Origin of the sequence: Lactiplantibacillus sp. DA1, from assembly GCF_032681335.1 — a bacterium.
GTDB lineage: Bacteria > Bacillota > Bacilli > Lactobacillales > Lactobacillaceae > Lactiplantibacillus.
Genome location: NZ_JAWHTQ010000001.1, coordinates 304,168 through 317,696 on the forward strand (window position 1 = coordinate 304,168; position 13,529 = coordinate 317,696).

General features: G+C 43.0%; 7 protein-coding genes. 2 read left to right on the top strand and 5 right to left on the bottom strand.

The features are described from left to right. Window positions 1-47 precede the first annotated feature (47 nt). Window positions 48-2,489 carry a Xaa-Pro dipeptidyl-peptidase gene (locus tag RXV91_RS01490; RefSeq protein WP_316438374.1) on the top strand — a complete coding sequence of 814 codons (2,442 nt, stop codon included), beginning with the start codon at window positions 48-50 and terminating at the stop codon, window positions 2,487-2,489. A 300-nt stretch (window positions 2,490-2,789) separates the two neighbouring features. Here the strand turns inward: RXV91_RS01490 and RXV91_RS01495 are convergent, their stop codons facing one another. Together RXV91_RS01495 and RXV91_RS01500 are read right to left on the bottom strand one after the other, a co-directional pair. After that, a complete protein-coding gene (locus RXV91_RS01495) occupies window positions 2,790-4,772 on the bottom strand; it encodes an acyltransferase family protein (protein ID WP_316438375.1) in 1,983 nt (660 codons plus the stop codon). 420 nt (window positions 4,773-5,192) lie between these two features. Next, window positions 5,193-6,182: a biotin--[acetyl-CoA-carboxylase] ligase gene (locus tag RXV91_RS01500; RefSeq protein ID WP_316438376.1), complete on the bottom strand. Its 990-nt coding sequence runs from the start codon at window positions 6,180-6,182 to the stop codon at window positions 5,193-5,195. Window positions 6,183-7,164: 982 nt separating this feature from the next. Here RXV91_RS01500 and RXV91_RS01505 point away from each other — a divergent pair. Continuing rightward, complete coding sequence (locus tag RXV91_RS01505; RefSeq protein WP_316438377.1) at window positions 7,165-8,073, top strand: proline-specific peptidase family protein; 909 nt, start codon at window positions 7,165-7,167, stop codon at window positions 8,071-8,073. 83 nt (window positions 8,074-8,156) lie between these two features. Here RXV91_RS01505 and RXV91_RS01510 read toward each other — a convergent pair whose 3' ends face one another. From RXV91_RS01510 to spxB, 3 genes are all read right to left on the bottom strand, one after another. Next, the gene (locus RXV91_RS01510) at window positions 8,157-9,917 is read right to left on the bottom strand and encodes a thiamine pyrophosphate-binding protein (protein ID WP_316438378.1); all 1,761 of its coding nucleotides are present in this window, start codon (window positions 9,915-9,917) and stop codon (window positions 8,157-8,159) included. A gap of 422 nt (window positions 9,918-10,339) precedes the next feature. Further along, a complete protein-coding gene (locus RXV91_RS01515; protein WP_316438379.1) occupies window positions 10,340-11,179 on the bottom strand; it encodes an FAD synthetase family protein in 840 nt (279 codons plus the stop codon). Window positions 11,180-11,308: 129 nt separating this feature from the next. Next, window positions 11,309-13,048, bottom strand: a complete 1,740-nt coding sequence (gene spxB / locus RXV91_RS01520) for a pyruvate oxidase (protein ID WP_316438380.1) — start codon at window positions 13,046-13,048, stop codon at window positions 11,309-11,311. Between the last annotated feature and the right edge of the window lie 481 nt (window positions 13,049-13,529).

The following is a 13,529-nucleotide window of genomic DNA, read 5'->3' on the forward strand; positions in this document are numbered from 1 at the left end:
AATTAGCGGTATAATATTTCTAATAATACTTAATGAGGAAATTACTTATGAAAAACAATCAATTTGCAATCGTCCCAACCGATTCGGAAGCTGCGATTGCCGAACTTACAAAAATACATTTCATCACCCCTGACATGGACGCCCTGACTACTGTGCCAGCCGTCTACCGGGCACTACTTGCTAAAAGCTTACCAGAAGTCCACACGGCTAGTGGGTTAAAACACAAATTTAACAATATCATGGCAACTAGTCAGCACACTCTGACTGAATGGCTCACAGATGCTACTATTGTTAACAATCAAGTCTTCTACAACGTTGGCCTCCAACTGTTAGGCTTTTTACCTGGACAAGATTTCGAACTGGCCGACCCGCTCCTCGCTATGCGTGATATCCACTTGCCAATGGTTGGTGACAGTGCCTTTGATCGTGAATCCCTCTACTACGCGTGGTACTTACTATTAAACACCCGCGGTAATAATGGTCAAACCTTGATTGAAGCGCTGACAACCCGGGGGTACTTCGCGCCGTTCTATCAATTGCCCAACGAACAAAAGCCACTCTTTTTCAACGGTAAGGCCCAAGCAGTTTTCGACACCCACACCCTCATTCGCGATGTTGTGTATGTTGAAGCACCGCTGGACACCGATCATGATGGCCAACGCGACTTACTCAAAGTGGAAATTCTTCGGCCAGCTGAAACTGCTACGAACTTAAAGGTTCCCGTACTCTACACAGCTAGCCCTTACAATCAAGGCATTAATGATCAGGCTGGTGATGCCCAAATGCACAACGTGGATGTTCCATTGACCGCTAAGGAACCGGATGACAATACTTACGCGGACATCGAATATCATCCAGCCAAGGTTAACCTACCAGCTGCTCGCACCGCTGAAACATCGACTACTACGGCGGAAGAAACTTTTAGTCGTGAAAAATCCTATACACTTAACGATTATTTCTTAGCTCGAGGATTCGCTGTCGTTTATGCGGCCGGCATTGGCTCACTTGACTCAGATGGGCTAGCATCTACAGGCGATGTCGATGAAACAACATCAACGGTCGCAATTATTGAGTGGTTGACTGGCAAACGTCAGGCTTTCACCAATCGCGATGGCGATGTTGCTATTAAAGCTTGGTGGTGTAATGGCGCCGTTGCTATGACTGGACGGTCTTACTTGGGGACTTTAGCAACAGCTGCTGCCACAACTGGTGTAGACGGTCTTAAAACCATTATTTCTGAGGCCGCCATTTCAAGTTGGTATGACTATTATCGTGACAATGGCTTAGTCGTCGCTCCAGACACTTTCCAGGGGGAAGACACCGATGTGTTGGCTGCTGAAGTCTTTTCGCGGAGCTTAAGAGCCGGTGATGCTCACCAAATCCAGCCCGCTTTCAATCAAAAACTAACGGAACTGACCGCTGATCAAGACCGAGCAAGCGGCAACTATAACCGTTTCTGGGACGAACGTAACTATCTCAAAAACGTTGACAACATCAAGGCGGATATCGTGATGGTCCACGGACTCAATGATTGGAACGTCAAGCCACGCAACGTCGCCAATTTGTGGGATAAATTACAAGCTGTCCCCGTAACTAAAAAACTCATTTTGCATCAAGGCCAACATATCTATATCAATAATTTACAATCACTCGACTTCACCGATATGATGAACTTATGGTTGAGTCACAAATTATATAATTTAGATAATCATGCTGATAAATTACTGCCAACCGTCTTAGTGCAAGACAATACGCAAGCACAGACTTGGTATGGCTATGACAATTGGTGGCAAGACACGACCGAAGCTTTAGATTTCAAGGTACAGTACAAGGAATTAGTCCCGGCCGACCACACTGTCGATCAACGTGCCGCCCATTTTACGGACAAATTACCTGATAAGTTATTTGACCACTACAAAAACCACTTAGATGCTTGGCAGCGCGACTTATTACAAGAAGACAAGTTGAATCCGCTCTATGATCATCGTCTCTTATTTAAGTCTTGGCAGGCACCTGAAGATCAACTATTAGTGGGCGTTCCACATGTCACCGGTTCCGTGGCTGTCAATCAAAACTTTGGTATGCTGAGTTTCATGTTGATTGATTATGGTGCCGCCCGTCGCTTGACTATCAGTCCGCAAACGCTAGCCGCCAAAGCATTAGACTTAGGCTACCATTGGCGCGAAGATGACCTAAAAGACTTTAAGTTAGCGGGTGAAACACCGTTCAAGATGATTACTAATGGTCATCTCAATTTACAGAATCGCCACCATCCATGGCACACAGAAGCGATTCAGCCAAATGTATTTTACGACTTTTCAGTGGATCTACAACCACTTTTTCACCACTTGCTCAAGGGCCATCAACTTGGCTTGGTCATTTACGCAACCGATATGAAGATGACGATTCGGGGAAATCAGGACCTTCAGTACTCGCTCAATCTAAATGATATTCGTTTGCACGTTCCAATGAAAAAAATAACGGACTAACTAACATCGTTGCCCCCTAGCTAACAGTCAATCTGTTAACTGGGGGGCAATTTGGATTGGCCCTTATTAGTCACACATTTAACTGGTATCGAATTAACACTCGCTACAACGCACCACATGGTTGCTGTCAAATACGGATCATTGGGAAAAATTTAAAGTCGGTATAAACTTGTTGGGTTAGTGAGTCTGACGACAATTGTAAGGGCTGTCCAATCAAAGCTGCTAGCCAATAATCCGAACTAATAATTAGCAACCAAAAAGTTCCAACTTGGCATAATTGCTACAAGCTGGAACTTTTTTCTAATTATTATTAACTTCAGCAATCCGGTTCGCGATTAAATTCGTCAACTGGCGATTACCAGTAGGGTTAGGGTGCACATTATCGGCTGCAAACCAACCACTCTGATTTTGCGCACGAGCATGCCAATCAATGATATGCACATTAGCATGTTCCTTAGCCGTCTTCGCAATCTGAGCATTAACTTGATTTTGCCAGCTTTGAGTTGGCACGTGGGCCGTTACCCAGAAAATCTGCCGGTCCTTCCCAATTAACTTAACCACTTGTTCTGCTTGGTCATTAGTAATCGTTCCGTTAGTCCCGATATTCAATAAGACATTGTGAGCCAACTGTCCTTGTGCCTTCAACGAATTAATAATTCCTGGTACTTCTGTCACTTGCCGCCCCACTCGACCTTGGACGACTGCACCTGGAATAACATCTTGCAAATCAGAAGAAAAGTCTAACAACACTGAATCCCCAATCGCTGTTAAATCAGTATCTGCCATTGCCAAAACAACTTGTGGCTTCAGATCATAGTCTTTTGCCACTTGTTTTTGTTTCGAATTGAGCTTAGCTTCGGCCTGCTTAGTTTGCATCTTTTCGGTCGCGACCTTCTTACTGGAAGCCGCTGCTGCTTGAGCAGCCTTTTGCCGTTTCAATGCCGCAGCATTTTTCTTGTCCGCCGCCTTTGAATTAGCCGCAATCGTTTTTTGTAGTTCAGTCTTCTTGTTAGCCTCGGCCTTACTTGGCTGTTGTACAAAGCCCACTGCTGTAATCACGAATAAAATAGTCGTTAAAGCCACAATTGCAGTGGTGACCCGGTTCAGCTTCGGCCTGCGCAAAAAGTCTTTGAAATCAACAAACAGCCGGCTATAGTCATAATGCCGCATTGGATTTTCAATAAATCGATAACTCAATTCCGTCACAACTAAGATCAGTGCCACTTCAATCAAACTATTAAGTAGCAAATGATCCCCAATATTTTTAACTTTAGTTTCATAAAAAATCATGACTGGAAATTGATACAGATAAATTCCATAACTCCGCTGACCCACGTACTTAAACAATGGATTCGTTAATACCCGATTAAGATGGCTAGCCGGATGAGCAACTGTTGCCACGAGTACTGTTGATAAAATCGTAAATAGTAACATCCCACCGCGATAAGTGAAATCAGATTGGCCGGACATCTGGAAAAACATCCAAATAATTGCAACTAACGAGGCCCCACCTAGAATATCCAATGTTACACGGTTAACATTGGCAATATCCGCTGATAACTCTCGCGATGGCCAAATAAAGGCTAGACCGGACCCTAGCAGAATCGCAAACATCCGCGTATCAGTCCCATAATACACGCGGTTAGTATTGGCTGGATCATATAACATGGCCATGGTTATTGCTGAGATACCAGCAGCTATCATCATAAACCAAAAAATTCGCGAACGTTTCTTGAAGATGACCATTAAGATACCAATCACTAACGGCCAAAATAGATAATATTGGCCTTCAATGGAAAGTGACCACAGATGTGTAAATGGTGACTCGCCGTTAAAACGATCAAAATAACTCTGACCATGATTGATTTCAAACCAATTATAAACGTAGACTAAGTTGGTTAACACGGTTGCCCGAATATTCGTCAGTAACGAGCGTTGAAATAACGTAATATACGCCGTCGTTCCTAGTAGCATTGTGACAAAAGCTGGATACAACCGCCGCATCCGGTGCCCGAGAAACCGCCAAATACGAACATGTCCTCGCGTTAAAATATCTTGTAATAAAATGTCCGTAATCAAATAACCTGAAACAACGAAGAAGATTGGTACTCCCAAATAACCACCCTGTAGCGAGGCTGGCATCAGATGATAAATAATGACACCTAGCACCGCCAATGTCCGGATACCATCAAATCCGGTAATGTATCGCCGCGGATTCATTCGGTGTCGATTCATCCGGCTCATTGTTCGGCTCATACTTACGCTCCGCAAATTTTCATTCATATTCCTCTTACCCCTTGAATTGTTTCTATAAACATTAACTAACCCACCAGCGTCTCGGCATCTTTACTATAATATGTAAATAACCGTATTGACCAGCATTACTTAACTTTCATTAATTATTTTTATTAATCACTTTATTAATTATACTGGTTGAACACATATAATTCCGAACTCCCATTATAATATAAATAAATTACGTTAGTGCATTAATCCATTCGCTATCATTCCCATACGTTCAACAATGTGAGGTTAACTCATCCCACTAATTGAGCCGACTAACTATGATCAATTTGCCTAATATCACTCACGCCCAACGTCTACTATACAACAGTATGAACCAGTAAAGCATTGAATTAGAAATTATTTCAAAAGATTATTGTCGTTTGTTTATTTATCTAATAAACTGATTTTTAAAACTTGTTAACCGTAATAACCACCGGTCAATAGATTCACTTTAGTGATTTCGCCTGAGCTGAAGTGGCGAACCTGGTCTGTCTCCAATCGAACAACCAGCGCACCACGCGCATCAATGTCTGTAACAACCCCACGATATATTTGAGCGCCGCTCTTCAGTTCCACCTGCTGATTGATGACCATCGACATCTGCCGATAAGCTGCCATAAAATTGCCATTGTGATAAGTTGGATATCCGTCAAAAAACCGCCGTAACAGCTCGCGAATAACCTGATTACGCGTCACACTAGTCGTATTAGACACGACCGAACCAGCTTTATGGGCAAGCATCGTTGGAAAAACCGTTGTAGTCAGATTAATTCCAATACCGATGATTACAGCTGAAATCTGCCCAGTTTCAAGGCTCGTGATGCCCTCTGATAAAATACCAACCACTTTATGCTGATTGACTAGCACGTCATTGACCCACTTTAAAGAAACCTGGACATCAAAAAGTTGCTGCAGTGTTTGGGCAACCACCACCGCGGTACTAGTGGTCAACAATCCTGCATCTAGCATATTATGGCTATTGATTGGTAGACCAATACTCATATAAATTCCAGTCTGACTTGGCGAATAAAATTCACGGCCTGACCGGCCATAACCAGCTGTTTGCGTGTCAGCAACAACTACCGTTGGAACCGTAAGCGACATCTTGGTAACCAGTCGACGTAAATAGGCGTTGGTTGAATCAACTGTCGGCAGAACCGTCACTTTGAACGGTGGCAGTGTCTCAAGACCGTGCTCGATTGCCGGAGCACTTAATTGATTATTAGCGACATATCGATAACCGCGTCCATGCCGACTTTCAATTGTATGGCCTGACGACTGCAACCCCTGTACTAATTTCCAAATAGCAGTTCGACTGATTGCGAGTTGTTGTGCTAACCAATCACCTGAACAATACGCAGGCGCTGCTTGAATTAGCAAGCGTAAAACCGCGGTTTGATTTGTCATATCAATCTCACCCATCTCTAATTAGTTAACCCATTATTTCATATTGGTTAACTAACCGCAATTGAATTAAAAAAATGTAATATTACATTTTTCTGTAACGGTTAGTTTATGTATTATCACCGAAAATGTAACCGTTCGTCAAATGAATTGTGCACGATTAATTCGAGCTCATTACTAACAATACGCATTATACTTATTATTTAGTATGAAACAGGATTAAAACGTGCCGTTTCTCAAGTTTAGAAACAGCCAGCTTAGGCCCGGTCGAGTTAGCGTAACCCTGCCTAATTAACTGCGTCCTACGCCATTCGATCGGCTTACCGAAACGTGCTCTGTGCCACTGAAGCCTGTGCTTGCTACGCCAACGGACTAATGCCAAGACCACATTAATCCGTTGGCCAGCCAATGCTCGGCTTCAACCCGTGGCCCCTCACACTTTTTTAGACCGTAGGGGCTGGGTGACAATGCTCAGTAGCCAAATTATTCTTAGCTGGAAGTGAATTTCTTCCGGCTTAGAATAAGACTCGTATTTGAGATGACGCGGGTTGGGCGTTAGCTCAAATCGACGTCGGCTACGTTCCAGCAATTGGCACTCAGCCCCGGAGGTCGGCCTAGGACGCGCATATACTGACGAATAGTAATCCAACTAACTGGCACGTTTTAATCATGCTTCATGACTAGTTAACCAGTTCAACGTTGTATCAATGTCCATGCATAGTTTAAACTAACATGTCTACTAGTATAAACCTAATTTAATACTCACAATACGCCAATTATTTTCTTTATATGACACTCAGCCGCAATTACGACTATGCCAGTTTGTTACTGTATGTCGCATTGGAAAATGTTCATTGTTTCCTGCCAGTGCTACTGCTCCATCTCGATACCCTTGTTAAACTTATCTATCTTACTGGTTACTTTGACCCTACTCAGTTAACAGTGGTAAGATAACTAGTAAAATATTAAGAAATTAGGTGATCATTTGAAACAAGGAACAACAATCATCACGCTGGATAATGGCTACCATTTATGGACCAATACCCAAGGTCAAGGTGACATTCAATTATTATGTCTCCACGGTGGCCCCGGCGGTAATCATGAATACTGGGAAAACTTTGGTGATGAACTATCAGATTTAGGCGTCCAAGTTTCAATGTACGATCAACTAGGATCGTGGTATTCGGACCAACCTGACTATTCAGACCCAGCAATTGCCAAAAAATATCTTACTTACGACTACTTCTTAGATGAAGTTGAAGAGGTCCGGCAAAAACTAGGCCTCGATAACTTTTACTTGATTGGTCAGTCATGGGGTGGCGCCCTTACAATGATGTACGCCCTGAAATATGGTCAACATTTAAAGGGTGCGATCATTTCAAGCATGGTCGATAACATTGAAGAATATGTCGTGAACGTTAATAAATGCCGTGAAGAAGCTTTACCTGTAGAGGCCGTTGCTTATATGAAGCAAAAAGAAGCTGAAGGTAACTGGAATGACCCGCAATATCAAAAATATGTGGATGTACTGAACGCCGGTTATGTCGATCGTAAGCAACCAACTTCAATTCGCCATTTAATCAGTACAACGGCCACCCCTGTTTACAATGCCTTTCAGGGTGACAATGAGTTTGTTATCACCGGTAAATTAAAGGAATGGGATATTCGCGACCAAATTCACAATATTAAAGTACCAACATTGTTAACTTTTGGCGAACATGAAACCATGCCATTGGCTTCAGCCCGTCGCATGGCCCGTGATATTCCTAACTCACGCTTAGTAACAACGCCAAATGGTGGTCACCACCACATGATTGACAATGCTCCCGTCTACTTTGATCATTTAAAACAGTTCATTCGAGACGTGGAAGCTGGTACTTTTAATCAAAAATAGTCATTAGTTGGTACATTAAAAAGCCACTACATAGTAGGAAAACCTACCATCAGTGGCTTTTTTGTTCATCCTTATTTTTAATATTACAACTGATCACCTTGGGCACGCAATAAAGCACCTAGTGAAGGTTGTTGTTCAATATCAATGTGGTTAGCCTTGGCATAAACATTAACTGCCTCTTGACCATATAATTTAGGGTCTAATGGCATGTACGCCGTACCAATTGGATCATCATTCTTAATTACCGCGTTGACTACGATTGGGCGCTTATTCCCATTATTTTGCAGTGCTTTAATTTGATCAAATACTTCTTCAACCTCTTGATTATTTTGAACCGTAAAGCCGATGCCACCAAGACCATCCGCAACCTTAGCCCAGTCAGCATCCGTTAAATCAACACCATATAAATGCTGCTTCGTATCAACTTGTTCACGATAAATAAAGCCAAACCGTTGATTACTAAAGATCACATTAATGACCGGTAAACCATAACGCGCTTCCGTAATAATATCTGGTGCGACCATCGCAAAGCCACCATCACCAGAAAAACTCCAAGCTTGACTATCCGGAACACTCAAGGCACCAGCCATTCCAGCTGGCAGGCCAAAGCCCATGGTTGCAAAGAGACCTGACAATGCAAACCGCTGTTCTTGATCCATTGGTAGCCCCCGAACTGCCCATTCAGAAACATTTCCGGTATCAACCCCATACGTATCACGGGGACCAACCATGCTAGCCACTTTCTGCATGACCGCTTCCGGTGCTAATCCCTCATGATCATCGGCAGCTAATTGTTTGAGCCACTTATCCCAATTATGCTTGTTTTGGCGATTAGTCGTTAACCAGGCTGTTTCTGGCAATGTTTCGCCAGTTGCAATCATCGCCTGCAAATAAGCTTGGGCATCACTAATGACCGCATAATCGATGGGTACCATTTTGCCAATATCAAAGCTGTTGTTATTAACCTGAATAATCTTAATTCCTTTAGGCCAGAAGCTGGCAAATGGAAATTCAGAACCAAGGAACAAAATTAGATCAGCATGTTGCAAGGCTTCGAATCCTGATTTGGAACCCAACCGGCCAAATGTTCCAATGGCATTCGGATGATTGGTTGGTATAACTCCGGTAGCTGGAACAGTGTTCATAACCGGAATATTGAACTGTTCACTAAACTTGATCAAATCTGCTTGAGCACCAAGAAGTCCCCGACCAGCATAGACTAGTGGGTGCTTGGCCGCTTTTAACATCTTCAATGTCGCAGTTACTGCCTGTGGGTCGACCCGTTGCTCAAAAGTATCTGAAACTGTATTGGGCGTTGAGACTGGTTGATAATCAATTTCTTCTGCTGAAAGGTTTTCAGGAATGATCACAACTGCAGGGCCCTTCTGCCGATAAGCTTCACGGATAGCCTGATTGATGACGTAGGGTAATTGTTCGGCCGTCGTGACAGTTCGGTTATATACCGCAACATCACTGAACATTGGTGTCTCATCCATCTCTTGGAAATAATTGGTGTTCATCGTTGCTTGTGGAACCTGCCCGACCAGCGCTAGTACTGGCACGTGATCCATCTTGGCATCATATAGTCCGTTGAACAAGTGAGTTGCGCCAGGTCCAGCAGAACCAAATGAAACCCCGATTTTACCAGTGAACTTGGCATCCGCCGAAGCAGCTAGTGCCCCCACCTCTTCATGCCGTACTTGAATATAGTCAATATGAGCTTTTTCAAGATACAAGCCTTCAACCGTGTGATTAATTGAGCCACCAGGAATACCATAGAGGTGATCAACACCCCATGCTTCCAATACTTTAACCAAAGCTTGCCCTGCAATCATCTTTGTCATTTAAATCCCGTCCCTTCAACTTTGAACCAACGCAATTATCCGGTTCAATTCATTTAACAAGTGTATTATAAATCGCTTCCAAACAAGAATGCAATTAATATGCTTACTTTTTGTAAGCAAATTCTTATTAATAAAAAAACTGGTCAGTCTTTGACTTGACCAGTTGATCATGATGTGAATATTCCACTTTTTTTGACCGTTGACCATTAAAACACGTTGGCCGAGTTAGCTGCTAATGAGTCTGAGATTAGAACAAGCCAACCTAAAGCATCTGGCGCCAGGTAATTTAGACTAGCACGACATTTCCTGTGTAATTTTAATAGTTAAGCAAGCATCGTCAGATCTAGATTGCTTGATGCGGCTCCCTGACTTTTGGACAGTCACAATTAATTTATCGCCAGACTAGTACATCGTTGCTAGCTTCATAATTGTGATTGTTGCTGATGCACTGTTGTCGTACTGTTCACTTGTGTGACCCGGTTCTGCCATTGAATATCTACCGTCAGATCATCCGATAGTGGTGGTAATTGATATGGTGAGATAATTTGAAGTGTGCTTGTCACTCGAACAACCACTGACTGCCGATAGTTGGCGCCCACTAACCAACAGCGGTAGTCACCAGCTGCTGGCACCTGTTGACGAGGATTGGCTAGTATTATCGTCCGCGTCAGTGGTTTAAGTGTTGCCCGCGTCTCATAAGTGTATCCTAATAAATCGTTAGCCGACGCCATCTGCCCCTGAGCAATTAATCCCCGAATTCGCGTTGAACTCACTTTTAATTGCTGATTCGCCAGACGATCTACCGTAACTGTTTCAAAGTAAGGTGCACCAAGTTGGGCTAACTCACCCATCCCATGCGTCCCACCCTGACCAAACGTATAATCGAACCCCGCCACAACAACTTGTGTATTTAACGTCACCAGATAGTCCTTGATGAAGGCTATTGGTGACAGCTCAGCAAATTGATTATTGAAATCCGTAATATAGAGCCGTTGTACTTGTAAATCAGTCATATGATGTATTTTTTGCGTGACGGTATTGAGATACCGAAACGTGGTGTGTGGTTGAAATAATTGGGACACATGCCGATTGAAGGTCATAACGGCTAACGGTAACCCCCGCTGCTCAGCAATTCTTCGTGCCGTCTGAATGACACGCTGGTGGCCCTGATGCACACCATCAAAAAAACCTAAGGCCAACACCAGTGGCGGTTGTGGAACCAGTATTTGTAATTGGTGGGCATCTAATTTAATGACTTGCATCTGTCGACCTCCTAACATTCAACCCAAAACGACAAGTATTGCCGCCAAGCTATTGCTGGCAGACAATTGAGTGTTATGTATCAAAAGAGCCGCGATAATCGCATCCTCTTTTGCTAATCATTTGCCTAATTAATTTGTTTGGGCCTGTTTCAAGAAGTAACTGAATGGTTTCAAGTCTTGAGCATCGTACTTCTTAACGAAAGCCGCAATCTTATCCTTATCTTGCCATGCGTCATCCAAATACATATGCTCCGTTGTAAATGGCATTGCATGCGTTAATTTGACATCGATAACAACTGGTTTATCAGTCTTCTTAGCATCTTCAAGGGCTTGCTTAAATTCAGCTTTGGTTCGTGCCGTATAACCAACCGCACCATAACCTTCGCCAACCTTGGCCCAGTCAGTATCTGGCAAATCCACACCAGACAATGGTTGATGCGTATCGTCGGTCTGTTCGGCTTCAATAAAGCCCAGTGTCTCGTTACTGAAGACAATGTTAATGACATGTAGGTTGTACTTAACTTGTGCCAAAATTTCTTCTGACAACATTGCGAAGGCGCCATCACCACTCAAACTGTAGACGTCACGATCCGGATAGTTGACCTTAGCTGCTAAAGCTGCTGGCACCCCAAAGCCCATAGTTGCATAAATCCCGGAAGTTGCCCATTTCTGGTCATCGTGCATCCGAATTAGACGTTCAAAATTAATATTAACGTTGCCGACATCAATGGCCCAAACAGCTTTATCACTAGCCTCTTGATTTAAAATATCAAAAATTGGTTCAGCTCGAACGGGTGATTCAGTACTGTCAGCAAAGCTGGCCAACCACTTATCCCAGTTTTGCTTGTCAGCAACAGCTGCATCGTAAAAAGCTGAAGCGTCACGGGCTTCGCCAGCCGCATTGATTGCTGATAATGCCTTCTTGGCATCTGCTTGAATAGCAACATCAGTATGATGACGCTTACCAAATTTTTCGCTATCAATATCAATTTGGATGACCTTAGCCTTCTTATTAAATAGGAAGATACTGAATGGCACATTATTACCGACCCAGAGAATCAAATCCGTACTAAAACCAATTTCAGCACCAGGCTTAGGAGCAACCCGTCCCGTTGATCCTAAGTATGCAGGATAGTCATCTTCAATAATACCTTTTGCTAATACTGATGAAACCAGTGGCATCTTGAATTTTTCAGAAGCAGCCTTTAATTCTTCAGCCGCATCCTTGGCACCAATCCCAAAGTAAATCATTGGCGACTTAGCAGCTTTGATTAATTCAATCGCATCAGCAACTGATTTAGCCGTTGGTTCTGGATAGTTAACCGTATGCACACTAGCATTGGTTTCAAAGTTATCTTCAATTTCGGCCCATCCAAAGTCCTTAGGAATTGTCAATACCGCAACGCCATTATGGGCATAAGCTTGCCGAATCGCTTCATCGGTAAGCATTGGTAAACTCTCGGCAGTCATCGCAGTACGATTCCAAACCGCAACATCATCAAAAATCGGTTCTTCATTCATTGCTTGGAAGAAGTCCATGTTCATCCGCTTAGTCGGAACTTGTGCAACGATTGCTAGCATTGGAATACCATCTTCCTTAGCATCGTACAATCCGTTCAGTAAGTGGACAGCACCAGGGCCAGCGGAACCAAAGCAGACACCGATCTTTCCAGTTAGTTTATAATCAGCGGAAGCAGCGATGGCACCAGCTTCTTCGTGACGTACTTGGATGTACTTCAACGTTTCCCGTTGATTATAGATGGCATTCATTGTTGAATCGAACGACCCACCGGGCAACCCATAAATATGTTTTACGCCCCACTTCTGAATTACTTTTAATACGGCATCTGAACCACTAATTTTAGCCATTAGTAATGTCCTCCTCTGATATAATTTGATTATCAACTTTACGACTTTATTGTAATCACGATTTTTTAATATGTAAACGCTTTTATCGATAGATTTTATCTATCATTGACAATTTAGCGAAAGTTTCTATGATTTGTAAGTGTTAACGACGGGGATTGATGACATTTCAACTTTTTCAAAAAAATATTATTTTTTTCAACAATCATTCAGTACTAGTTCAAGATACTAATCCTCTTGACTTAATTGGTTCTGACCGCCCACAGTACACGAACCGTGCTTCCAAAAATATTCGGTTAAGCCACAAGTCACTGTAAATATTAATTGGTCTAGCCATCGTTGTTAGTCCCACAAATCCAAGGCGCTAAGATAACGTTCACATTTGTGCAAAAACTTGCTACCTAGTCACTGCCATCTAATCACTCCCTAGTTACTTGAATGAGTCCAGTATAATTGTTTTGATAGCTGGGTAACTTGACGCTCA